Source organism: Chryseolinea soli (assembly GCF_003589925.1).
GTDB lineage: Bacteria > Bacteroidota > Bacteroidia > Cytophagales > Cyclobacteriaceae > Chryseolinea > Chryseolinea soli.
Map to the genome: position 1 here is coordinate 745073 of NZ_CP032382.1, position 25150 is coordinate 770222.

General features: G+C 52.5%; 21 protein-coding genes. 12 read left to right on the forward strand and 9 right to left on the reverse strand.

Going from position 1 to position 25150, the window contains the following annotated elements; all coding sequences use genetic code 11:
- Positions 1-43: 43 nt before the first annotated feature.
- The 5 genes from D4L85_RS03010 to D4L85_RS03030 form a co-directional block, all read right to left on the reverse strand.
- The gene (locus tag D4L85_RS03010) at positions 44-2455 is read right to left on the reverse strand and encodes an ABC transporter permease (protein WP_119752932.1); all 2412 of its coding nucleotides are present in this window, start codon (positions 2453-2455) and stop codon (positions 44-46) included.
- Positions 2456-2613: 158 nt separating this feature from the next.
- The gene (locus tag D4L85_RS03015) at positions 2614-5268 is read right to left on the reverse strand and encodes an ABC transporter permease (protein WP_228450752.1); all 2655 of its coding nucleotides are present in this window, start codon (positions 5266-5268) and stop codon (positions 2614-2616) included.
- 15 nt (positions 5269-5283) lie between these two features.
- The gene (locus tag D4L85_RS03020) at positions 5284-5619 is read right to left on the reverse strand and encodes a PadR family transcriptional regulator (protein WP_119752933.1); all 336 of its coding nucleotides are present in this window, start codon (positions 5617-5619) and stop codon (positions 5284-5286) included.
- A gap of 154 nt (positions 5620-5773) precedes the next feature.
- Positions 5774-6325, reverse strand: coding sequence for a MarR family winged helix-turn-helix transcriptional regulator (locus D4L85_RS03025; RefSeq protein ID WP_119752934.1), 552 nt, complete (start codon positions 6323-6325; stop codon positions 5774-5776).
- Entirely contained in the window at positions 6322-6861 is a 540-nt protein-coding gene (locus D4L85_RS03030; RefSeq protein WP_119752935.1) for a GNAT family N-acetyltransferase, read from the reverse strand. The genes D4L85_RS03025 and D4L85_RS03030 overlap by 4 nt, the downstream gene beginning before the upstream one ends.
- Positions 6862-7068: 207 nt before the next feature.
- Between D4L85_RS03030 and D4L85_RS03035 the strand changes: the two genes are divergently transcribed.
- From D4L85_RS03035 to D4L85_RS03045, 3 genes are all read left to right on the forward strand, one after another.
- Positions 7069-8424 carry a M20/M25/M40 family metallo-hydrolase gene (locus D4L85_RS03035; RefSeq protein ID WP_228450753.1) on the forward strand — a complete coding sequence of 452 codons (1356 nt, stop codon included), beginning with the start codon at positions 7069-7071 and terminating at the stop codon, positions 8422-8424.
- A gap of 80 nt (positions 8425-8504) precedes the next feature.
- Positions 8505-8888, forward strand: coding sequence for a hypothetical protein (locus D4L85_RS03040; RefSeq protein WP_119752936.1), 384 nt, complete (start codon positions 8505-8507; stop codon positions 8886-8888).
- Between the two features lie 200 nt (positions 8889-9088).
- On the forward strand, positions 9089-11149 hold the full coding sequence (locus D4L85_RS03045) for a prolyl oligopeptidase family serine peptidase (RefSeq protein ID WP_228450754.1): 2061 nt from the start codon (positions 9089-9091) through the stop codon (positions 11147-11149).
- 3 nt (positions 11150-11152) lie between these two features.
- Here the strand turns inward: D4L85_RS03045 and D4L85_RS03050 are convergent, their stop codons facing one another.
- Entirely contained in the window at positions 11153-11887 is a 735-nt protein-coding gene (locus D4L85_RS03050) for a TlpA family protein disulfide reductase (protein WP_160143510.1), read from the reverse strand.
- Positions 11888-12448: 561 nt separating this feature from the next.
- Between D4L85_RS03050 and D4L85_RS03055 the strand changes: the two genes are divergently transcribed.
- On the forward strand, positions 12449-13144 hold the full coding sequence (locus tag D4L85_RS03055) for a phosphatase PAP2 family protein (RefSeq protein ID WP_119752939.1): 696 nt from the start codon (positions 12449-12451) through the stop codon (positions 13142-13144).
- Positions 13145-13202: 58 nt separating this feature from the next.
- Here D4L85_RS03055 and D4L85_RS03060 read toward each other — a convergent pair whose 3' ends face one another.
- Together D4L85_RS03060 and D4L85_RS03065 are read right to left on the reverse strand one after the other, a co-directional pair.
- Entirely contained in the window at positions 13203-14075 is an 873-nt protein-coding gene (locus D4L85_RS03060) for a lysylphosphatidylglycerol synthase transmembrane domain-containing protein (protein ID WP_160143511.1), read from the reverse strand.
- Complete coding sequence (locus tag D4L85_RS03065; protein ID WP_119752941.1) at positions 14053-15012, reverse strand: glycosyltransferase family 2 protein; 960 nt, start codon at positions 15010-15012, stop codon at positions 14053-14055. Before D4L85_RS03065 ends, D4L85_RS03060 begins: the two co-directional genes overlap by 23 nt.
- Before the next feature lie 116 nt (positions 15013-15128).
- Here D4L85_RS03065 and D4L85_RS03070 point away from each other — a divergent pair, with 116 nt between their 5' ends.
- The 3 genes from D4L85_RS03070 to D4L85_RS03080 all read left to right on the forward strand — a co-directional run bounded on the left by D4L85_RS03070 (position 15129) and on the right by D4L85_RS03080 (position 18528).
- Positions 15129-16709 (forward strand): ArnT family glycosyltransferase, encoded by a 1581-nt coding sequence (locus D4L85_RS03070; protein ID WP_119752942.1) that lies wholly within the window; start codon positions 15129-15131, stop codon positions 16707-16709.
- Positions 16710-16832: 123 nt separating this feature from the next.
- On the forward strand, positions 16833-17228 hold the full coding sequence (locus D4L85_RS03075) for a response regulator (protein ID WP_119752943.1): 396 nt from the start codon (positions 16833-16835) through the stop codon (positions 17226-17228).
- A gap of 91 nt (positions 17229-17319) precedes the next feature.
- The gene (locus D4L85_RS03080) at positions 17320-18528 is read left to right on the forward strand and encodes a glycoside hydrolase family 172 protein (protein WP_119752944.1); all 1209 of its coding nucleotides are present in this window, start codon (positions 17320-17322) and stop codon (positions 18526-18528) included.
- 2 nt (positions 18529-18530) lie between these two features.
- Here D4L85_RS03080 and D4L85_RS03085 read toward each other — a convergent pair whose 3' ends face one another.
- Positions 18531-21446: a glycoside hydrolase family 9 protein gene (locus D4L85_RS03085; protein WP_160143512.1), complete on the reverse strand. Its 2916-nt coding sequence runs from the start codon at positions 21444-21446 to the stop codon at positions 18531-18533.
- A gap of 236 nt (positions 21447-21682) precedes the next feature.
- Between D4L85_RS03085 and D4L85_RS03090 the strand changes: the two genes are divergently transcribed.
- From D4L85_RS03090 to D4L85_RS03110, 5 genes are all read left to right on the forward strand, one after another.
- Positions 21683-22258, forward strand: coding sequence for a Crp/Fnr family transcriptional regulator (locus D4L85_RS03090; protein WP_119752946.1), 576 nt, complete (start codon positions 21683-21685; stop codon positions 22256-22258).
- 196 nt (positions 22259-22454) lie between these two features.
- Positions 22455-23114, forward strand: a complete 660-nt coding sequence (locus tag D4L85_RS03095) for a metal-dependent hydrolase (protein ID WP_119752947.1) — start codon at positions 22455-22457, stop codon at positions 23112-23114.
- Between the two features lie 6 nt (positions 23115-23120).
- On the forward strand, positions 23121-23573 hold the full coding sequence (locus D4L85_RS03100; RefSeq protein ID WP_119752948.1) for a nuclear transport factor 2 family protein: 453 nt from the start codon (positions 23121-23123) through the stop codon (positions 23571-23573).
- Positions 23574-23663: 90 nt separating this feature from the next.
- Complete coding sequence (locus D4L85_RS03105; RefSeq protein WP_119752949.1) at positions 23664-24275, forward strand: hypothetical protein; 612 nt, start codon at positions 23664-23666, stop codon at positions 24273-24275.
- 81 nt (positions 24276-24356) lie between these two features.
- Positions 24357-25118, forward strand: coding sequence for a DoxX family protein (locus D4L85_RS03110; RefSeq protein ID WP_119752950.1), 762 nt, complete (start codon positions 24357-24359; stop codon positions 25116-25118).
- Positions 25119-25150 lie beyond the last annotated feature (32 nt).

Below are 25150 nucleotides of genomic sequence, written 5' to 3' on the forward strand. Positions count from 1 at the left end.
AACATCATCCTGCTCCGACCGCAAGCGCCTTCAAAATTAAAGCTCATTCTGAGCGAAGACTCTTCACCGGGTTCATCAACGCTGCCTTTATCGATTGGAAACTCACCGTGATCAACGTGAGCAACACAGCCCCTAACCCCACGTAGAGGAATACCCATGCGGTAATGGTGATCCGGTAGGAATAGCTCTGCAACCAACTGTCCAGCGAATAGTAAGCGATAGGAATGGCCACGCCACAAGCCAACACGGTGAGCACCACAAAATCTTTGGACAGCATTTGCCAGAGGTTGAATACGGATGCTCCCACCACTTTACGGATCCCAATCTCTTTGGTGCGTTGTTCCGCCACAAAAGAAGACAGTCCGAAAAGTCCAAGACAGCTGATGAAAATGGCCAGTACCGAGAACACCGAAGCCAACTTGCCCACGCGTTCCTCCGAGGCAAACTTCAGCGCATATTGCTGATCGGCGAATTTATAATCGAACGGAACGGCGGGAATTATCTTTTTAAACACAGCCTCGATCTTGGGCATGGCTTCGCTAACGCTTACATTCGGATCGATCTTCATTACAAACCAGCCGTGATAACCCTGCACAAAATAAATAGCAGGTTCCATCGGCTCGAAGGGTGACTGCATGACCATGTCTTTGATCACGCCCAATATTCTGTAGTCGCGGTCCACGCCATAAGCATCATTTTTCCAATGCATGATCTGGCCGACAGGATTTTTTATATTCATGTATTTGATAGCCGCCTCGTTGAGCACGAATCCACTGGAGTCGGATGCGTATTCCTCGGAAAAGTCGCGACCGTCGACGAATTGCCATCCCACGGTTCGTCCGAAGGCATGTGAAACGGAAAGCGTGGCAAAATTTGCTTCGAAGGCAGGGTCCTTGCCTTGCCAGTCGAAGCCACCGTTGCCCGACCATGTTTCGGTGACCTGTCCGCCGGACTCGGCCACTTCTTTTACGACGCCGGTTTTTAGCAATTCGTTCCGGAGTGCTTCAGACTGGGTGAAGAATTCATCGGTTTTGCGTTGCACCATCACCAACCCTTCGCGGTCATAGCCGGTAGGGCGAGCTTTGGCGTACATCACTTGCTGGTAAATAATGATCGTTCCAATGATGAGCGATACGGAGACGGCAAACTGCAATACCACCAATACTTTGCGCGGCAAGGAGGCGAGCTTTCCCATCCGGAAGGTACCCTTCAGGGCACGGATGGCATTGAAAGACGAGAGGTAAAGGGCCGGATAGCTGCCCGCCAACACACCCGTGACGATACAAAAGAGAATACAGCCCATCCAAAACAACAGGTTTGTCCAGGGCATCTGCATTTCTTTCGACGTGAGGTCGTTGAACCAAGGCAAGGCCAGGGTGATCGCCACCAGGCTCAGCAAGAAAGCAAGGCCTACTACCAGGAACGATTCGCAATAGAATTGCCATACCAGTTGGCTTCGGATGGACCCTATGGATTTTCGAATGCCCACTTCCTTGGCTCTTTTTTCAGAGCGCGCCGTGCTCAGGTTCATGAAATTGATGCAGGCCAGGAGCAGTACAAAACCTCCGATCATGCCGATGATGCGCACCGACTGGATGGGTCCGTTCTGGGCCACACCATCCTTGAAGTCGGAGTATAAATGCCAGTCGGACATAGGATGGACCATCACCGATGGGCTGTACGCCAATTCAGCCTGCATCGCAGGGATGTTGCGGATCGCCCTGATCTCGGCCTCACGAATGTTCTCGTTTACATGGGCGATGGTAGTGTTCGGCGCGATCTCCGCATAGATGAGCAGGAAGTGGTTCGCCCAGCTTTGCTCCTTCATCCACGTGTTGTTGATCTCATTCAGCGACCAGGGCATCAGGAATTTCCAATCTTTGAATTGGGTGTTATACGGAAGATCCTCATACACGCCCGTGACCTTTACGTCGATCTTGCTATTGACCTGGATAATTTTATTCATCGCCTCCCCGGCGTCGCCAAACAACGCCTTCGCTGTGGAAGCGGATAACAAAACCGAATGCGGATCCTGTAATCCCAGACGTGTGCCCTCCACCATGTGTAACGTCAGCATGTCAGCAATTCCCTCGCCGGCATAACCACCACTTTGCGAAATGATCTTTTCACCAAAAGACAAAACATAGTCGCCTCCCCAGGTAGGGACGATGTGTTTGAAGTTGTTGCTATAATTGGTTTTCAGCTCTTCGATCAGCGGATGGGGAAGGTGGCGCTGGCCCTTCCAGGTCTTACCCTCAAAGGTACCCCCTTTCATGATCTGCACGATGCGATCGTAATTATCGTGATAGGTGTTGAACGACAATTCGTCGAACACCCACATACCGATGAGCATGGCCACGGTCATCCCCGCAGCCAGGCCACCGATATTGATGGCGGAATATCCTTTGTTTTTTCGGAGGTTGCGCAGGGCAACGGCCAGGTAATTTCTGATCATGACGTTAGAGGTTATGTATTAAACACGACGTACCCTGTCGCGATATACCAATCCTATGCCATGCTGAAATGCAGCCGTATACCCAAAAAAATCGATTACGAGGCCTGAATCGTGTTCACATCCAATCAAGCGTTGTGCGAAAACGATCATGGTCCAACCTATTCCGACCGCAAGCTCGCCGCCGGGTTTGCCAGGCCGGCACGGATGGCCTGGTAGCTGATGGTAATCAAAGCGATCACTACCGCCATCACACCCCCCAGCACAAAGACATCCCAGCTCAACTCTGTTTTATAAGTAAAGTCTTGCAACCATTTGTCCATCATATACCACGCCACCGGCGCCGCGATAACGATCGAGATGAGGACCAGTTTCACGAAATTGACGGTGAGCAACCGGAATATATTTTCCAGCGAAGCACCCAAAACCAACCGGATGCTGATCTCCTTTCCGCGCTGCTCGATCATGAAGGCCGAGAGGGCAAACAATCCCAAACAGGCTACGATGATGGCCAGCACGGCAAAGGTGGTGAAGATGTGGCCCATACGTTGCACGTCGTCGTACATGCGGCTGAAGCTTTCGTCGAGAAATGAATAGCGGATGGGTTGATGCGGGACCACACGCTTCCACACGGTTTCGATGGAGGCGAGGGTTGTGGTCACATCTTTAGCATTCAGCTTCACCGAAATGATATTGGGGCTGATCCCCAGCTTTAGTACCAGCGGACTTATATCTGAGCGGAAGCTGTCGAAATTAAAATCCTCCACCACACCAATGATGTTAAAGACTTCATAATTCATCATGCGCTTGCCAATCGGGTCGGTCAGGCCGAGTTCTTTGGCCATTTTCTGATTGATGATAACGGCCGAGGAATCCGAGGCCATGTCGCGGGAGAAGTCGCGGCCGGCGGCGAGCTTTAAGCCCATGGTCTTCACATAGTCGTGATCCACTTGCCAGAACTGGCCACCCACCGATTTGTCGATCTTGTTTCTGCCTTCCAACCAAAACATGTTACCATTCCGTTTTGTACCGTTGATGGGCAGGTAATCGCTGGCGCTGATACTTTTTACATCCGCTAATTGCAGCAGTTCGTCCTTGAGGGTCTGCAATTTATCGCCCAACGTGTTGGTGCCCTGGAGGAGCAACACTTGTTCTTTATCGAAGCCCACGTCCTTGGTGAGTATGTAACGCACTTGCCGGTAGATAACAAACGTAGAGATGATGAGGATGATGGACGTGGTGAATTGGAAGACGACCAACACACTACGCGTCGCTGCATTCTTGCTGCCCCGGCTGAGGTTGCCCTTCAACACCTGGATGGGTTTGAACGACGACAGATAAAACGACGGATACAAACCCGCCAGCAAACCGATCAAGACACAAGACACCAGCATGACCGGCGCCAACCACCACTCACCCCAGGGAAAGGAAAGCGACTTGGAAGCCAGCACATTAAAGTAGGGCAGGAATAACCATGCGAGGAGCAGTCCCAGCGCGAAGGACAGAAAACTGAACAACAGGGATTCAATCAGAAACTGGTTAATGATGTTGCTGCGGAAAGATCCCACGGTTTTGCGCAGCCCCACTTCCTTGGCCCGGTTGGCCGACTTGGCCGTAGACAGGTTGATGAAATTGATACAGGCAATCACAAGTATGAAAGCGGCAATCACTCCAAACAGCCACACGAAACGGATGTCGCCATGCGTTGGCACCGGATCACCAATCCCTGCATTGCGAAGATGAACGTTGGCAATAGGTTGCAATTCATACTGTATGTTTTTGGCCAATTGTTTTGCATCGGAGCGCCCTTGTTCTATCCAAAGGGGCAGCAGGTATTTCTCGGTGACCTTGAGGAGTTTCTCTTCCAATTGTTTTACGTCCGTGCCAGGGCGCAGCAACAAATACGTGGGGTAATTGGTGGCACCCCAATAGTTTTGTTCGCCATTCCAAAACTCGCGTTCTTTCATGGTGATGATGAACTGAAAATTAAAATGTGAGTTGGCCGGAAAATCCGCTATGACGCCACCGATCTTATAAGGTTGTTTTGTGTAATCGTTCACCACCATCAACTGGCCTACCGGATTCTCTCCCGGGAAATATTTGTCAGCCTTGCTTTTGGTGATGACCATCGTGTTGGGTTGATCCAGGCAATGCGCAAGATTGCCGTATACCATCGGCACCTTCAGGATCTCCAGCAACTCCTGGTCGGCAAACACAAACCCCTCCTCGTAGGTATTGTCCATCTGGTCGTCGCGCCGGATTTGGTTGCTTCCTGCACCGAAAAGTTCACCGGAGTTATACCGGCCGGCCTTCTCGATCTCTGGAAAATCGGCCTTGACCGCAGCGGCGAAGGGCGCTTCCATCCAAACACCGCGGTCGGTCTCACCCTTCTCCGTAAACACTTCCACGACCCGATAGATCCGGTTGCCATCGGCGTAGTGAAGGTCATAGCTCAACTCGTCGCGGATAAACAAGGCGATGAGCAAGCAGGCCGCAATGCCGAGTGCAAAGCCGCCGATCTTCACAAAGGAGTACATCTTTTGTTTGGCGAGGTTGCGCCATCCGATCTTGAAATAATTTCTAAACATAGCGTAGTGATTTGTTGACGTTGTCGATTTACGAATGGCAAACGGCCGCACATAGTGCAGTACCTGGTACCAATACTGCAGCTTGGCGCGCGCCGGCGTTGCCTTTCGCAGCATGGTCAGAAATTTCTCGTCCAGGTCGCCTTGCACCTCTTCCGCCAGGTCGTGACGAAGAAAAGCCAGGAGGAAACGCCGGGCGAGGCGGGGTGGTGTGTGTTGTTTATTCTCCATGTATTTTAAAGACCATCATGTCAGCTTGCCTGTTGCAAACCCCGGAAACTGTTTCCACAAAGCGATCCGGAAGTCGCGCGCCGCACTAAGCGTCTTGCGTCCATAGGCGGTGATCGTGTAAATGCGTTTTCGCCGTCCTCCTCTTTCCGCGGTGGACTCTCCCATCTGCGAAGTCAGAAATCCCTTCTCCTCCAAACGCGTCAGCGTCGAATGAACGGCACCGATCGATACCGGCCGCCCGGCTTGCGACTCAAATTCCTCCGCAATGTTGAACGCGTAGGCCTCCGCTCCCAAGATGCCCACCAGGAGCAGGATAACCTCCTCAAATTCTCCCAATCGTGTTTCTATCATGCCTTTATGTTACTAGATTGTAGAGGAAATATAGCCTTTTTTCCAATTTGTTCTACATTTTAGTATAAAATCATTCAAAAAAATGCCTTCCCAAATGGAAAGCACATCCTGAACACCTTCAATACCCACTCCTTATAAAAAGGATACAAAAAAATTATTTTTTCTTTTTACCCTGTTTCGATCTGCCTCCAGAAGACTGATCCCCATCACTCGATCTTCTGGCACCTAGCCCCAACTCCACTTTCTTGTACCGTTCATAATACCCCTGCTCGTCCAACGCCGCCTCCGCATCCTCCACCGCCTTCAGCAGACTGCTCCCATTATTATAAACTTGTTTCGATGCCAGCCGCATGACATACCAAAGCGGCTCCAGCGCTTTCACCATATCCAGGGCTTTCGGGGTCAGATGGAGCATGCGCTTTCGCCCGTCGTCTTTGCCGGGTACGGATTTGACGAGTTTCTTTTTTTCCATCTCCTTCACGAGGGCAATCACCGAAGGATGGGTATAGCCAATTTCATTGGCCAGTTCCAATACGCTAAGCGGCGATCGTTTCGACAGGACATACAATACCGGGAACCACTTGGATTCAAAGTCGATGCCATGCTCATGATAGATGCGTGTCACATCTTTGCGCATGCCTTCGCTAAGGCGCATCAGGCGTGTTGACAAGGCGAGTTCGCCGAGTTCGTTGATGAGGTTGCTCATGGCGTCAATTCGTTGGGATGGGGTGGGCCCTCCAAGGTCAGTTGCATAAACACGAGGTCCAGCCATCGTCCAAATTTGTACGCTACCTGTCGGATGTGGCCTGCATGGACGAAGCCGAGTTGTTCGTGCAGGTGAATGCTGACTGTATTCTCGCCGTCGATGCCGGCCACCAATAAGTGGATGTCCTTTTGTTTGGCGATGTCGATGAGCGCTTCCAGCAATTTGCGCGCGATCCCGCGTTTCCGGAAGCCGGGATGAACGTAGACAGAATGTTCTACGGTGTATTTATAGGCTGGACGCGTTCTGAATTCGCCATAGGAAGCGAAGCCCGCCACCTGGCCGTTCACTTCGGCGATGAGTACGGGGATGTCGTTTTTTATTTTGTCGTCGTACCAGGCCTGGCGCATGGCGAGCGTGTTGGGCTCGTAGTAGTAGACGGCCGCGGTGTTGAGGATGGCCTCATTGAAAATGTCCAGCATGCTTTGCACGTCGGCCGGGGTGGCCGGGCGGAGGAGAAGTTCGGGTGAAGAAGGCATATGTTTTTCCGGTCTGTTCAAATTATGTAGTTGACTACATAAATATACTTTTCAGCCAATTTCCATGCAACGCTTTTTTATTTTTTTGATCGCAGCCAGTAGAGCGGCTTGTCAGGCCTGCGGCATCCGCTTCACGGTAAATGTATTTGTAAATCGTCGGGAGATGCTTAATTTGGACACCATTGACTCATCCTATCCCTAAATGCCATGCTGACCATCGCTCACCCCAAATCAACTTCGTTATCGTTTGTTCTTTCCCGCACGGCGGGGGTTCTGGTTTTATTTTTCGGCATGGTCATGACCGCTCAAGCCCAGCTTTCCAAAACCGAAAAGAAACTCGCCGCCTATGTGGATGCGCACCAGGCCGAGGCGCTGAAACTCCTGGAAGAAGTGGTGAACATCAACAGCGGCACCATGAATTTTGACGGTGTGCGCAAAGTGGGGCAGGTCTTTCGCACCAAATTGGACGCACTCGGATTCAAAACCCAGTGGGTAGACGGAACGCCTTTTAATCGCGCAGGCCACCTGGTGGCCCGCCACACCGGCAAAGGAAAAACCATTCTGCTCATCGGCCATCTCGACACCGTATTTGAATTGTCGAGCCCGTTCCAAAAGTATACGGTGGAGAATGATTCGGTCGTGCATGGCCCCGGCGTGGGCGACATGAAGGGCGGCGACGTGGTGATCATCCAAACCCTGCAAGCCCTGAACGATGCCGGGCTTCTGAAAGACATGAACATCCTGGTGGTGATGACGGGCGATGAAGAAATGAGCGGCGACCCGTTGTCGAAATCAAAGTACGATCTTATTGAGGCCGCCAAGGAAGCCGACATCGCTATCGGCTTCGAAGATGGCGACGGTCTTACGGAGACCGCCAACATTTCGCGCCGCAGCGCCTCGGGCTGGGTCCTCAAAGTGACGGGTGTTCCCTCCCATTCTTCGCAGATCTTTACCGACAAAATCGGTGCCGGCGCCATCTATGAAGCCAGCCGCATCCTCTATAGTTTTTACAACGATCTCTCCAAAGAGCCCGACCTCACCTTCAACCCCGGCGTGATCCTGGGTGGCTCGTCGGTGGAACATGACTTCGACAAGAACGGGGGTTCGGCTTTTGGCAAAGAAAACATCGTGGCCAAGGAGGTCACCGTCACAGGCGATATCCGCGCCATCTCTCCCGAACAACTCAACAAAGCGCAGGAAACCATGAAGGGTATCGTGGCACGCCACCTTCCCCAGACACAAGCTGAGATCACTTTCGACGAAGGCTATCCTCCCCTCGCCCCTTCGCCGGGAAATTATGAACTGTTAAAATATTTTGACCAGGTGAGCAAAGACCTGGGCTATGGGCCCGTCACCGCCAACAAACCCCGCGACGCCGGTGCCGCCGACATCTCGTTCACGTCGGGGTATGTCGACATGGCCATCGATGGACTTGGGTTGGGCAGTGCCGGCGGACACACGATCCATGAGATCGCCGACCCGCGGACGGTGGCCATGCAAAGCAAACGCACGGCCGTGCTTCTCTACCGGCTCACGCAACAGAAGTCCGCTCCGAAGCGTTAGTCCAATCCTATTTCTGTTTTATTATCGGTGGGGAACCTTGAAGTCCCTAACCAATCGCTGTGTTTGTTGTTAGATGGTCTATGACTATCCAAACGCAAATCCTTTGGCTCTTTGTGTTGGCCATCCCTATTGCTTGTGTAGCGTGGACCGTTACCCATGAGGAAGTGTTTCGCGAACCCCGGGAGTACTGCATCCGGAGAAGCAAGGAAGGTCGCTCGCTGGGGGAAAGAAAATTCTTTTACCTTTTCACCTGCGAATATTGTTTCAGTCATTATGTCACCATTGCCTTTCTTTTCCTCACCGACTACACGCTGCTGCTCCAGGATTGGCGCGGCTACCTGTTGGCCGGATTCTCGCTGGTTTGGGTGGCCAACATCTACATGAGTCTCTTCGGATTGATCCGTATGGATATCAAAAAGGAGCGGACGGAGATACAAGCCCTGGAAGAGAAAGTAGAGAAGTAACAAAATGAAAATTCTCACAACACGCCGATACCCCCAGTGTTATTATGCAGATAAAATCGCATTCCCTATTGGCGTCTTTGCCCTTAGCCTTTAAATTTCGGAAAGACTTGTTGCCTATGAAACCTCAGAAACTTTATCTTCTCGCTTGCATCACAGGATTTGTTATAGCATGTTCGCAAAAGAAAGAATCCGCGATCCACATGACTTATCCCGAAACAAAAAAGACGGACACCGTCGACACTTACTTTGGCGAACCCGTGAGCGACCCTTATCGCTGGCTGGAAGACGACACGGCACGAGCGACGGCCGACTGGGTAAAGGATCAAAACAAAATCACATTCGGATACCTTGAACAAATTCCCTATCGCGAAACCATCAAGGAACGTCTGAAACAACTTTATAACTACGAACGCCTCGGCGCGCCTTCGCGGGAGGGCGATTATTATTATTTCTCCAAGAACACCGGCCTCCAAAATCAAAGTGTGGTCTACCGAAAGAAAGAAGAACACGGGACACCCGAAGTATTCCTGGACCCGAACACTTTCTCGCACGATGGCACCACCTCGCTTGCGGGATTGTCGTTCACCAAAGACGGAAGCCTGGCAGCCTATCTCTTGTCTGAAGGTGGTTCGGATTGGCGCAAGGCTATCGTGATCCGCACCCAAGACAAGACGGTGGTGGAAGACACCCTGGTAGATTTGAAATTCACGGGCATCTCCTGGAAGGGAAATGAAGGCTTCTACTATAGCAGCTACGACAAACCTGTGGGCAGTGAGATGTCATCGAAAACACAGCACCATAAATTGTTCTATCACAAGCTGGGAACACCACAGCGCGAGGATGTGCTGATCTTCGGAGGCGAGAAAACACCACGCCGCTATATTTTCGCCGGCCTCACGGAAGACGAACGCTTCCTCGTAGTGAACGCCGCCAACAGCACCACCGGCAACGAATTGTACGTGCAAGACCTGCACAACCCCCACGGCAAATTGGTGGCCCTGGCCGACAACTTCGACAACAATCACAGCGTGGTGGACAACGACGGTTCGCGCCTCATCATCCGCACCAATTTGAAGGCACCCAACAACCGCGTGGTGGAGGTTGACTTTGCCAATCCCACGGCCGCACATTGGAAAGACCTCATTCCGGAAACTGAAAATGTGATACAAGGCGTCAGCATCGCGGGCAAAAAACTTTTTGTCGATTATCTGAAGGATGCCAGCACCCTCATCCGGCAATTCGATTACCACGGCAAACCCGAACGCGACGTTGTGCTGCCGGGCATTGGCACCGCCAGCGGGTTCGATGGAAAAATAAAAGACAGCGATGTGTATTACACGTTCACGTCGTTCACCTATCCCGCAACGGTCTTCAAATTCAATATTGCTTCAGGCGCCTCCACGGTGTACGAAAGACCCAAGGTGGATTTTGACCCCGAGGCCTACGAAACCAAGCAGGTCTTTTACTCCAGCAAGGACGGAACGAAAGTGCCCATGTTCATTGTGTACAAGAAAGGGCTGGTCTTGAATGGCAAGAATCCCACCCTGCTGTATGGGTATGGCGGGTTCGACGTGAGCCTTACGCCAAACTTCAACACGTCGCGTATCGTCTGGCTGGAGAACGGGGGCGTGTTTGCTCAACCTAATCTAAGAGGGGGTGGAGAATATGGAGAGCGATGGCACCTGGCCGGCACCAAGCAAAAAAAGCAAAATGTATTTGACGACTTCATCGCGGCCGCCGAATACCTCTTCAAAGAAAAGTATACGTCCAGCCATTATCTCGCGCTCTCCGGCGGATCGAACGGCGGCTTGCTGGTGGGCGCCACCATGACGCAACGACCCGACCTGGCCAAGGTTGCTCTCCCCGACGTGGGCGTAATGGACATGCTGCGCTACCATGTGTTCACCGCCGGCGCCGGATGGGCGTATGACTATGGCACGGCGCAGGACTCGAAAGAGATGTTCGAATACTTGAAACGCTACTCACCGGTTCACGCCCTCAAGACAGGCACCGCTTACCCGGCAACGCTCGTCACGACAGCGGACCACGATGACCGGGTAGTGCCGGCACACTCGTTCAAATTTGCGGCGACGCTCCAGGCTTCGCAGGCCGGATCCAACCCGGTGTTGATCCGCGTGAACACAAAATCCGGACACGGCGCCTCCAACCTTTCGAAAGCCATCGAGACGGTTGCCGATCAATATACATTTGCCTGGTACAATATGGGCATTGTTCCGGCGGTGGAGAAAAAGCGGATGTAATCCCTATTCGGTGATGTGCTTGATCTTTTCCTCCAGCTTCTTTTCGTCGAACCACGTCTGCCGGTACTCCACCACACCGTCGGCGTCGATGATGTAGCACATGTTGGGCGCCTGACCAAATTCCATCCAGTATTCGTTGTCGGGTTTGTCGATCACAACCGGCACGTGGATCTGGTTTTCTTTGATCCAGGTTTTCGATAACTCCACGCGCTCGCCATATGTTTTTGGCTGTCGTGCCGAAACGCTGTCACGAACATTGTTGGGAGGGATCCAGATGTCGCTGTCCGGCGAGTAGGGGCTCATCATGTCGTTGGGATGGGCGTCGATCGTGTAGACCATCACCACCTCCATATTTTTGCCGATGCGTTCACTGAGCGCATTGATGGAAGGAAGATTCCCCCGGCTGATGTCGCAGGTATAGCTACCGTTGATGATCATGACGGGTTTTCCTTTCTGAAGTTCAGCGTAGAGGTGAAAGGGTTGACCTTCCCCGGAATACAACGTGATGTCGGGCACGGTGTCACCCTGATGATATCCCAACATTTCCCATGCGCCTTCCACCCCTTGCGAAACAGGAAGTTTGGTCTTTGCTCCGTCCGAGGGAATGCGCTCATCGCCGCCGATGCAAGAAGAGACGGCCAGGCATAAGGCATAGGCCCACATTCTGATCTTTCTACTGATGCATCTGGTTTGGGGTAAGCCGGCCGGGAAAGGGTCGGCCTGGGATGGTTGGAGCACGGGTGGATGGGGTTGGATATTTAAATGTGGAAAATACGCCATCGCCATGCCGCAGACTTTATACAGGAGGCCGGAAGGTTTCTCCAGGGGATGTTTTTGTTTTTTCCGTATTACCGTTCATCACCAGGGCTATACGCCATTTTGACACCGGTTAGTTTATCGGACGATCGGAAGCACGGGGAACAACATCGCGGCTGGTAGGGTCATCGTTGTGTATTTGTTAGAAAGTTCGAAATCGATTTAAATTATCGTTGCGTTAAGGCGATGTTATGAATATTCCATCTTTCAGGAACATCCCTTCATCAAGCGGCAAGCCTGGGTTGGACGCGTGGTGAATTCGGTGCTCGTTTTCACGATCGTCCTTGCCAATCTGGCATATGCTTCACCGTAAAAAATTTACAACACACCTGCAAAAAATGATGGTAGAAAGTGAACAACGTTCATTCGGATTTCGTTATCAAAACAGTAACACGGCGATGAAATTCTTAATAATACAATGACCTTAATTTCAACCGCATTTCTTCGTCGCGAAATAACTTTGTGTTATAAAAACGACTTGACATGGGACTGCCCCTACCCCATCAGAAACATATCCAATTTCTATCGTACCTGTACGGTGTGGTCATCGGTACGATGGTCTTTTTTTCCATACTGATTCCCAAGACGCAGGACATCCTGCTGGTCAATAGCACGCACAGCGAGTTCCAGGACAACCTCTTCCGGGTCATCACCTATTTGGGTGACGGTGTTGTCTTTGTGCCGATCATCCTCCTCCTGCTTTTTGTACGCTTTTATGATGCGTTGGCGGCGACTGCGCTGGCCATCGTGTTGGCCATTATCACGTCTGTTTTGAAGCGCTTGATCTATGCCGACGCCGGCAGGCCCATCACCCAGATCGACAATTCCCTGCTCTACTTCGTGCCCGGCGTCGAGGTCCATTCGCATCACTCTTTCCCTTCGGGGCACACGGCCACCATCTTTGGTATTGTGGTTTTCTTTTCGTTGTTGAGCGGCCGCAAAAATGTGTCGGTGTTGTTGCTGGTCATCGGGTTGCTCGTTGGGTATTCGCGGATGTATCTGCTCCAGCATTTCCTGATCGATGTCACCGTGGGAGCGATCCTGGGAACGGTAACGGCGTTACTGATCTATTCCGTCTTTGCCCATCGCAAGTATGCTCCCTGGATGGACCGGAATTTACATATCCGCGTCCGCACCGGCCATCATCATACCTTCAACGAGAAAATGTTCAAACACTAGCGGGAAATCTCCGCCGGCCTTCATCAAAGCGTCTTCGCACGTTTCCAGGGAGGTCCTTTTACGACACCACCTCAGATTTAGGTTGAGGCTTTTGCAGGTGTACGGTCACAAAGGCGCCGGCCAATGCGCTCACGGCATTCAAAGCAAAGAAAATAATGGAAAAGGCCACGGCCTTGTTGGGATCTATGGCGGTGTACCGTGCGGCCGTCAAAAAGATCAGTTCCCGTATGCCGACACCTCCCACCGTGATGGGCACGATGGTGGCCAGGGAAGAAATAAAAAACACGACCATGTATTCGCCTGTTTGAGCCGGGGCTATATCCAACCCGCGAAAAATGATGAGCGCCACCGCGGCTTGCAAAAGTTGAATCAGGATGGCCAATAGATTGCCGGAAATCGTGATCGACGCATACGCCGGGGAGATCCACCGCGTGATGCCATAGAATACCGGGAACACCAAGATCGCCGTGGCCACGGTGAGCCACAGCACCAGGCTGTAGGCATACGTCACCGGGACAAGCAACAACAACACCGCCGACAGAAAAAGTATCGCCACAGCCCCGCTCACCCGATCCCACATCACGGCTTTGAACACATAGCGCCATGAATTACCCAGCGTGTTGCTGATGAGGTAGATCTTATAGCCATCGCCCCCAATGCCGCCCGGCAGAAAGAGATTATAGAACATGCCCTTATAGTAGAGCAACAGATTTTGTAGTGTCGTGAGCTGAATGTTCTCGGCTCGAAAAAACAGGTTCAACCGCAGGGCGCCCGTGATCTTGGAAAGATTGAACAGCAGAAAGGCAACCAGAATGAGCGGCACCGGCACGGCCGCGATCCAAACCCCCAGGGCAGGGAAATCAATGCGAGTAGAAACCAGATAAACTGCCAGGCCTGTGAGCAGGACCTTAATGAGCAGTTTCCAGTTCAAACGCTTCGGATTTGGTGAAAATTTCGCGGATGGTATAGGTTGTTTTGTGCTGCGATTCATAATACACACGCATAATCAACTCGGCGATCAATCCAAACGTCAGGAACTGGATGCCCGCCAAGATGAGGGTGATGCCCAGGATGAGGATGGGCCTTCCCCAAATGTCGTTCCCCAGAATTTTAAGAACAAGCAGGTACAGGCTAATGGCCGAACCCAGCATGAAACATACGATGCCCAGCGGGCCAAAAAAATGGATCGGTCGCCTGAAATACTTTTTAAAGAACACCATGAGGAGCAAATCGCTCATCACCTTAAACGTCCGCCCCAATCCATATTTTGATGTGCCGAATTGGCGGGCGTGATGTTTCACGTCCACATCGACGATCCGGCCTCCTTCCATTACGGCCAGGATGGGGATAAAACGGTGCAATTCGCCATACAAGCCCAGGTGCTTGGCGGTTTCCTTCCGGAAAACTTTCAGCGTGCAGCCGTAGTCGCGGATGGTCACACCGGTCAGATTCCGGATGAGCCGGTTAGCAATCTTGCTGGGAATTTTGCGCAGCAGTGCGCCGTCCTTCCTGTTCTTGCGGTTGCCGGCAACAATGTCCCAATTTTCGGCTTTCAACTTTTCCAGCATGAACGGAATGTCCGTGGGATCGTTTTGCAAATCGCCGTCCATGGTCACAATGTAGTCGCCGGTCGCCGTAGCGATCCCGGATGCCATGGCAGCGGTTTGGCCATAATTGTTGTTCAGGATGACGAGCTTTACACGATGGTCGGCGTGCTGTTTCACTTCGGCCACGGTGCGGTCCGTCGAACCGTCGTCGACCAGGATGATCTCATATTTGTAATGGGTGAGGGCACTGTTGATCGCTTTCAGCAGGGGCTGAATGTTCTCCTCCTCATTGTACAATGTGACTACTACCGATAATTCCATAATCCATGCAAAGGAACTTGATCCCGCCCGTTTTTCAATTAATTCAACGTTACTTTAAATTGAATAAATTCATACTACCATAACCAAATTATAAGGGATTGGTTTTAGTTTTCGGCATGCAAATTGTTCCAAAGCGACCGCTTATTTTCCTCCTGCTGCTCGGCGCATTTCTCTATTTCGCCAACCTGGGCGGCCCTTCCATCTACATTCTCGATGAAGCCAAAAATGCCGGCTGTGCCCGCGAGATGATGGACCGGGGCGACCTCATCGTGCCCACCTTCAACGGTGAACTCCGTACCGACAAGCCACCGCTTCACTATTACTTCATGATGACGTCCTACAACATTTTCGGGGTGTCGGCCTGGGGTGCGCGGTTCTTCTCGGCGATTGCCGGGTTGTTGCTTATCCTGCTGATCTATGTCCAGGTGACCCGCATCGTGAACGAACGCGTGGCGTTTTTTTCGGCACTGGTCATGCTCAGTTCCATCCAACTGACCATTCAATTTCACCTGGCGGTGCCGGACCCCTATCTCATTCTTTGCATCGCCTGGTGCCTGCTTTCTTTCTTCCGGGGCTTTCACGGTCAACCCGGACAACTGTGGTGGATGTATGTGGCGGGCGCCCTTGGCTTTCTCACGAAGGGACCCATTGCCATCGTTATGACCGGAGTTATTGTTGTTGTCTACCTCCTCGTCACCAGGCAATTCACGTTTGCCTCGATAAAACGTTTGAAGCTGTTGCCCGGCGCGTTGCTATTTTGTGCCCTAGCCTTACCGTGGTATGTAGCCGTGGGCAATGCAACACACGGCGAATGGCTGCGTGGTTTTTTTATCGGCCACAACCTGGAGCGATATACCTCCACGATGGAAGGCCACGGCGCCTTTCCGCTGGCGCCCTTTGTGATCCTGTTGGCGGCGGTGTTGCCGTTCTCGGTATTTATTGTGCAGGCCGTGAAGCTGGCCTGGCGTGAGCGAACGGAGAAACCTTTTCTGCTGTTTTGCCTCGTGGTGACACTGGCCTTTGGCGTTTTCTTTTCCTTCTCCCGAACCGTTCTCCCCAGTTACCCCGCGCCGGCCATTCCTTTCCTCGCGATTGTTTTGGGATATTTTTTATACACACTGACCCAGTCGCATCCTTTCTCGAAAACCGGGTTGATCGCAAGTCTATCCGTCCACCTGCTCATCGCCGTGGCGCTCCTGATCGGTGGCATTATTGCACTTCGACAAGAAAAAGAATTGCAAGACTTGCTCCCGGTGGTGTGGATATTTTTACCCTTGCCTGTAGGCGCCCTTTTCGGGTGGTATTTCTATCAACAGGGCAAGATCGGGTCGCTCATCTATAGCTGGTCGGCGGGTTGGATGCTGGTGGTGGTGCTGTTCTTTTATGTGGCCTACCCGGCCATCGACAACAAGAACCCCGTGTCGCGCTCCATGCCTGAATTGGTAGGCACCTACACTGACCGCCAGGTCGTTTCCTTTCATTTATTCAACCCGGCATACGCTTTTAATTTGAAAAAGACCCTCGACATTTATCACACACCCGCAGCACTGGACTCGCTGGCCAAAAGCCCCAACAAGGTCGTGGTCATCACCCGGGCACAGTATTTGGAGGAGTTGCCGAAGGACATTCCTTTAAAAATTATTTACCGCAGTAAAGACCTATTTGAGAGCAGTGAGACCGTATTGATGGTCAACTAAGGCATCCCCGTTTGCTTGTCGCTGGAAAAAGGTATAACTTAATCACTCCTAAGCCTGCTATATTTCCCCAAGGAGGAATGTATTAGGCTTTTTTTATTCGGTCACCACAACAAGGATCTCGCCATGAAAAATGTACTGTTGGTAGACGACGACAAGATCTTCAATTTCATCAACACCCAGATGCTGAAGCAGACCGGTATGGCCAGCGAGATCCACACGGCCCTGAACGGCAAGCAAGCCATCGACTACTTGAACGAGAGCTACCGCGAGACGTCGTCGGTCCCCGACGTGATCTTGCTGGACCTCAATATGCCCATCATGAACGGCTTTGACTTCCTGGAAGCCTTCAGGATCATGAGCCTGCCGGACAAAGAAAAAGAACACGTGAACATCATTGTCGTCACCTCTTCCGACAATCAACAAGATATCGACAAGGCGAGGGTTATGGGTGCCAATCATTATCTGACAAAACCTTTGTCGCCGGAAAGTCTGAAGCACGCGCTGGAATACTCCGAGTAGGAAAAGATCATCACACTTACTAAATTCATTTCAGGCCGGGATATTTTCCGGTCCCCTGCGTGCTTTGTTCAACCCTATTCCCATACATCGTATGAAAGCCCACCGACTGCTCACCTTATTTTTTGTTTGCTCTCTTCAACATACACTATCCCAGGCGTTGTATGAAATACCGGAAAACACAAAGACCCGGTGGAGCAGTTTTGAAAACCCGGCGGCGGAAAAAGGAATGGGTGGACGCGAGAACAAAACGGCCAAGGGTCATGCGTTCGACATGATCGATCCCAAGGGCTCCAAAACCATGCTCGACTTTAAAGGCGCGGGGATCGTTCGCCGCATCTGGCTCACGGTGAACGAGCGCTCGCCCGTGATGCTGCGCGCGTTGCGCCTGGAGATGTATTGGGACAATGCTAAAACACCGGCGGTGTCGGCACCCCTGGGGGATTTCTTCGGCATTGGTTTAGGCCGGAGGACTCCTTTTGAAAGTGAGTTCTTCTCCGACCCGGAGGGCAGGTCTTTCAATTGCAACATTCCCATGCCGTTTAGCACCGCGGCAAGAATTGTGATCATCAACGATTCAACGATTCCCGTTATGCTTTTTTATGATGTCGACTTTACGACGGTGGAGAAACACGATAAGTCCGTGTTTTATTTTCACGCCTATTGGAACCGCGAGAACAAGACGAAGCTGGAGCATGACTTTGTTGTGCTTCCACCCGTGGCGGGCAAAGGAAGATTTCTGGGAATGAATGTTGGCGTTATTGCGGACAGCGTCTACGAAACCAGTTGGTGGGGCGAAGGCGAAGTAAAAGTCTTCCTCGATGGCGATTCGCAGTTCCCCACGCTGACGGGAACCGGCACGGAAGATTACATCGGCACGGCGTGGGGTCAGGGCCAGTATGCCAACCGTTATCAAGGTTGCCCTTTGGCGGATGCGAAGAACAGGCAGTGGAGCTTTTATCGCTATCATGTTCCCGATCCCATTTATTTTCAAACACAATGCAAGGTGACGCTCCAGCAGATCGGCGGCGAGTCCACCGATTTTGTGCGGCGTTTAAAGAAGAAAGGCGCCGTGCTAAAACCGGTGAGCGTGGCCGCTGACAAATTTCACAAGATCCTGGAGATGAATCCTGTTCCCGACCTCATGAGTAATGACTTTCCGCAAGGCTGGACGAACTACTATCGCGAAGACGATGTGTCGGCCACGGCCTATTTCTATCTCGACAAACCGGCAAACGCGCTCCCCGCCATTGCCGGCCTGGAAGCGCGCACCAAAAATTTATTGGTCGTCAAGAAGGATTGATCCTAACGCGGCGTTACCGTTTCCCACGCGGCGCCACGGATCTCTTTTCGCAGCGACATGTCGTTGTCCGGAACGATCACGGCCACCCACGGTGTGTCGGCCGAGGTGATGCGTCCACGCCATTCCAACGACCCTGTAGCGCCCGGCTTCAGGTTGATTTCCTTTGCCGAACCCGGCAAGGTGAGGTTATCCACCCGGATGCTAAACTTGTGTGGACCATTCCCGCGGGCCTTTAGCGTCAGGATCACTTCCCCCTTGGACGTCTTGGACGAGAGTTCCACACTCAACGCATGGGCCGTACGCAAATCCAATTGATAAGAACCGCCCGGCAAAAAAGTTTGCGTTTGCCCGGGGCCGCTGCCCGTGATGGTGTATTTACCCTCCGGCAGGAAAATCCGGAAGTGGCCGGTGGCCCTGTCGGGTAATACGGGAATGACCTGTCCGGTGGTCGACTCTTTGAAGTTGACGGGGCCGTCGGCCTGACCTTCCACCAGCGAGGGGCCGGCGAGGTCTTTGAGCAGCCAAACCCAGCGCGCGACGGGGTGTACCCAGATCTCTTTATACGTCCACGTATTTTGGACGGGCCAATAGGGCGCATCCGCGTCTCCCCGGCTTTGAATGCCCACGGGAAGCCCGCCCACCATGTCGCCCGATGAAGGCGTGTAAATGGGTGCGAAATCGTATCCTTCGCCCCACATGGTGCTTTGTGAAAAAGGATTCCGGCCGATGATCCATTCCAATTGGTGTTGTGATAATTGTGCCGCCGGAAGATCGCCACGCAAATGCGCCGCGCTGGCCAACGCCTGCGCTTGGGGCAGGATGGTGCCGAAATGTCCACGATAGTCCATCCACACCGGGAACAGCCGCAGGTAATGTCCTTTGCCGAGGGGTACGCCGTTGAGCACTTGTTTACGGAAAGATTCCTTGCGGCTTTCGGGCACGTTGATGTATTCATCGTCGGTGTAGACCGAGGCGGGAAGTACGCCATACGGGGCGGTGTACTGGCTGATCGTTTTCAAATACTCCGAGTAGAGCGTTACACTGGCGTACCACTTCATCCAATCGGCATGGTCCGGAAAGGCATCGCACAATGCGGTCAGCGCCAGCGTCGGGCCTTGCTCGCGGCCGCGATGGCAGTAGTGCAGGATGCGTTCCTTGGCGGTGGTAGTGTAGAAGAACCCGGTCATGGGCGTATCCCAATCCGTGCGCTTCCGCTGCTGGGAGTCGGTGATCACCGCCGACAGCTCGGTGGCCTTGTCTGCATATTTTTTGTTACCGGTCGCTTTCCACAAATCGATGGAGGCGATGATGGCCTGGGATGCGAGTTCATGCTGGACATTGTCGGAGTCGAACGATCCTCTCCATATTTCCTTGGAGGGTTTCACGTTGGCCATGCCGGCTACGGCAAAGTTCCAGTCGGCCTCCGCCATCTTCAAGGCAAACTTCGACAGGCGTTCGTCGCTGTCTTTGACGACGCGGGCCGCAATGGCTTCCACGGCAGCAGCCTGGAAATTGGTCATGGGACTGTTGCGGGCGGTGGCGGCAATGTCGTCGAAGTCGCCCATGATGTTGTTGGTGCGTCTGCTGCTGATCGAGCCACCGTTGCGATAGCCGTCGCCGAAACTTGTTTTCGTCACCCAGTCGAGTCCCCATCGTGCTTCTTCCAGCACACGCTCGTATAGATCGGGATGGTCGCCGCGCAATTTCAGTTGTTCGGCGAGGCTGAACAGACCGTAGGTGATCTCGCCTGTATTCTCGATGCCTTGGGTGAGGTCGCCGGCATCGTGCCAGCCGCCGTTGATGATCATGCGTTTGTCGCCATGCACGCATGTCCAATCGCGGTGACAAACCCCGTGGACGCCGGGGATCTCCGCGCCACAGCGTTCGGCGTAGAAAAAGTTGAGGGCTTTCCAGAGGGTTCGCTCATACACGTCGGCGTCGATGCGGAACGGTTGTGAGGTGACCTCGCCGGCTTGAAGGATATAGCTTCCCGGCCGCCGCACTTCCGAGAAATCCATCACCTGGAAGCTGCCGATGTGTGAGCTAACGTTCGCGATCGGTTTTGTCAATACGATCTCGCCATTGGTTTGGTCGATCAATTTAAAATCCGTTGCCTTGATGTTGTTGGCCACCGCGGTTTTCTGCGCGCCGGTCTGATAACCGGTATGGCTATACGAAATTCTTCCCGGCCACACATCCCAGCCTTCGATCTTGTCGGGGTCGACGCGTTCGAGTTCCAGTTGGTCGAAGTAGAATTGGATCGTGTCGGCCTCGTCGGGGGTGTTGCCCGACAGGCCATAGGACATTTCGAAACTGGTGACCTTGTCGCGGGCCACGTTGCCAATCTCCCACACGATGTGATTCCATTCGTGGTTGCGCAGGATGAGCGAGGTTTCGCCTTCCTGGCCAAAGAGCGCCGGCAATTTCTCGACGCCGTCGTTATACAGGCGAAAGTCCAGCGCCGTCGTGTAGAAGCCGGGCAGGTTGGGATAGATCCAGATGGAGATGCGGTTGAACGACGACCAGTCTTCGTCCGGGAAGTGGCGTCTCACCCCAGACCTGCCCCATCCACGACCGCTGGTGGGTGCGGGTCCTTCCAGGCGCGTGGGGGTGGTCATGAGCAGGGATTGGTTTCCGTGGTGCGTGCGTTCTTTCGTGAGTTGGATCGTCGCTGCCGACGCACTGGCATCGACAATCTTGATCACTTTGCGGGCATCCACCACTTCGCCGCCGGCAGTGGTGAAGGAATGCCAGTGTTGGAGGTCTTCCATGTCATCCAGCACACGGCTGTTGAGAACGGTTTTGTTCAGCCAGCGGTAGGACGCCGAGTCTTTGAAGTTGGCCACCATCGGTTCGCGAATAAATTGGAAGGCCAACAACGCGACGGCAGCAAGGAGCAGGGAAATCTTTAGTTTCATGATACGATTGTGATCGAAAATATTAAGGAAGGTAGAAATAGCGGACCTCATGAATCCATAGCGCCTGTGAAAAAAATTTAAGCGGTAGGGATGACGGGTGAATTGCTGATTCCGGGTGTGTGCTTTTGGTGTGCGCGCAGGGACATTCGAATCACAGAACACGGCCGAAGGTTGGCGCAAAAGGAATGCACGGATTTTCTTTGCGTCTCTGCAACGCTGCGGTTAACTTTCCCGCTATGAATGAACTTGAGCACTATATCTCCACCTACTTTGGATTGACGGGGTCGGATATGCAGGAGATTGCTTCGCACTTTTCACAGACGAAGCTGAAGAAGGGGGATTTTTTTCTAAAGCCGGGAGAAGTGTGTCGCACGCTAAGTTTTCAGCGCTCCGGACTGGCGCGGTTTTATATCGATGACGGCGACCAGGAAGTGACGCAATGGATCTCTGGGAAGGATGGCTTTGTGACGGATCTTTCCGGGCTGATCTTCAACCTGCCTTCGCGGTCCCACATTCAGGCGTTGACCGACAGCGATTTCTATACGATCCAGCAACAGGACTATGTGCGGCTTGGCGAGCGTCTTCCCCAATGGCATCATCTCGAAAAGCTATTCATTGCGCGATGCTTTTTGTTTATGGAGCAGCGTATTTTTTCGCTGCTCTCCATGAAGGCGGAGGAGCGTTACCATTGGTTGTTCAACCTAAACCCGGAACTCTTCAACCAGGTGCCGTTGCAATACCTGGCCTCCATGATGGGCATGACGCCCGAAACGCTGAGCCGCATCCGCAAGAAGCAGACATCACTTTCGTGATTTAAGAAACGCTCCGCTTTCTTTGCGAGCCCTGTGTCGTCGCCGTTCAACTTCTACCACGAAGGCGGCCCGCTTTCGCGAAAGCTTCGGCTGGCAAGCGACAACTTCTTGATTTTTGTCAAGCTGGATTTCCGTTCGCGATCAGCATCTTTGTTGCGCGACCCAAAAGTCATCGCTTCATTTTAAACCTCGCACCATGTTCATCGGACACTTCGGATTAGGACTTGCCACCAAAAAGATCGCTCCCAACATTTCACTGGGAACTTCCCTCATGGCCGTACAATTTCTTGACCTGGTATGGCCTACCCTCTTGTTGCTGAACGTTGAACACGTGGTCATTCACCCGGAATTGGGTAGCACCCGTACGCTGGAGTTTAGTGACTACCCGATCACGCATAGCCTGCTGATGGCCATTGGCTGGTCCGTACTTTTTGGCGGCGTATATTGGCTTATCAAAAAAGACCGGCGGAGCGCGCTCATCCTGGGGGTGGCCGTTTTGAGTCATTGGTTGCTGGACTTGGTTGTTCATTTTCATGACCTCCCCTTGTTCCCCTGGGCATCGGTCAAGGTTGGTTTTGGATTGTGGGGTTCGGTGGCGATCACCAACGTTGTTGAGGGCCTGCTTTTTGGAACCGGCGTTTATCTTTACCTGCGTTCCACCATCGCAAAAAATAAAACCGCGCGGATCGTTTTTTGGGTACTCATTGTTTTGCTGCTGTCGGTGCAGGTGTCTGGCCTTGTCGGTCCGCCACCGGAGAACGTGACCGCACTGGCCTGGTCTGCACAATTTCAGTGGCTCTTTGTAGCGCTGGGATATTGGGCGGATCGCCATACAGTACCCCTTCAAAACCGCTAATCGATCATGGAAAAAGACCTCGTCATTCAAACCATCACCACCATCTTCCACGGCGCCGACCAGCACGACTGGCCCGCCGTGCAAAACGCCCTGGCCGACCAGGTCTGGCTAGACTATACTTCCCTCGCCGGTGGACAACCCGCGTTGTTGACCGGCCAACAAATTGCCAACGCGTGGGCTGCATTCCTCCCTGGGTTTGACAAAACCCATCACCAGCTTTCCCACTTTGAAGTTGACCTGGGAGGGTCATTGGCAAAGGTCCGGTTTTCCGGAAAGGCTGATCATTTCATCGGGGCTGCAACCTGGACCGTGGAAGGTTCTTACGATGCCGAGGCCGTTCAGCAAAACGGCCGGTGGCGCGTGACCAAACTGGTCTTGCACCTGGTGGGTCAAAGCGGGGACCTGAGCCTCCCTGCAAAAGCGGGAGATATCATGAAAAACAAAACACCCGCATCCTAAACCTGCCGCCCCGAATACCGGTTCTTTCCATAGGAGATCAAGCCGCTCTTCGTTAACTTCATGGCTGTCGTTATATAAAAAATAAGACCCATGAAAAAAATACCGGCCCTCCTCCTTTCCGTATGTGTATCGACATTCGTTTACGCCCAGGACCCTTCCTCGAAAGAAAGCGGCGTGGCTTCTGAAACGCCCCTTGCGTTTGAGCTTCCCAAACCAAAGGAGCCGCTCTACATTGTCAACGACTCGGCTGTCATCACCCCCGAGCAGTTTAAGGCTATCAACCCTGCGCAGATCCAATCCGTCGCGGTCTGGCGCTATGCCAATGATGTCGTTGGACACCATGACGGAACACAGGCCGGAGTCGTTCTGATTTATCTGAAAGGCTATCGGTCATCTACCGCTAATGCTAGTAGCCTGGCGTCTAACAAGCCGTTGCCGTTTGAGCTTCCAAAAAAGACGGAGCCTCTCTATATCGTCGTCGAGCCTCGCAATATCCACGGCTCGGAAGTCATCACTGCCGATCTATTGAAGGCCATCAACCCCAGCCATATCCAATCTGTTGAAGTTCGACACTTTGACAACACTATCCCTGGGTCACAAAATGACGTTGCGCACCGCGGCGTTGTTCTTATTTATCTGACGGATCGCATGTCATTTGCTGAAGAATTTTCGATCCACAAAAAAAATTCTGTAAAAAACTAAAAGACGTTCACCCCGCTTGGGTTAAAGGCGATTCTGGCATCCATAAGTTTTGTATAATTTAAATGCAGAATCACATTCCCTATGCCCAAACTTATTTCTGCCGGCCGCTTGATGTTTGCCATTGGCATGCTCGGCCTTGCGTTCATTTGCATTCTTGCCCAGGATTTCATCTTCGGTCGTCCACCGGCCTTGCCTGCCGAACTCATCGGCATGGCGCCATTTTTGGGTTATGTTGGGGCGGGCATTGTTGCCGTTTCGGCGCTCGCCATCCTTGTGAATCATAAATATGCTGCGTATGGCGCGCTCGTGATCGGGCTATTGATCCTGATCTCCGCCCTGTTCCGCCAAGTGCCCAGCTTTGCAAGTCAATGGCTTAGCGCATTGAAGTCACTTTTTATGGTTGGTGGCACGATCATCATCGCCGCCACGTACGCTGGTGAACAGCGTGCGCTCAAAACGTTGAGTGAAAAAAACTGGGATGTGCTGATTTATACCGGCTGTGTTTTCCTGGCTTCATTCTTTATTGCCGGTGGCTATTCGCATTTTTTGTATGCCGAATTCGTGATAGGCTTCATTCCGGCCTATATTCCCTTTCACGCATTCTTCACCTACTTCTGCGCCATCTGTCTTTTTGCGGGTGGGATTGGGATACTCATTCCCGGTACGCGGAGATTGGCTGCGCTGCTCTCGGGCATCATGGTCTTTGGATGGTTCCTGCTGTTACACATTCCCCGGTTCTTCGCCAACATGAACGATCCCAGCGATCGCATGGGCCTGTGTGAATCGTTTGCTTTTGCCGGGTTCTTTTTTGCACTCACCGGGATCTCGGAAAGAAAGAAATAAGCCAACCCTTGCCTTAGCACTGTCTTTCGTGA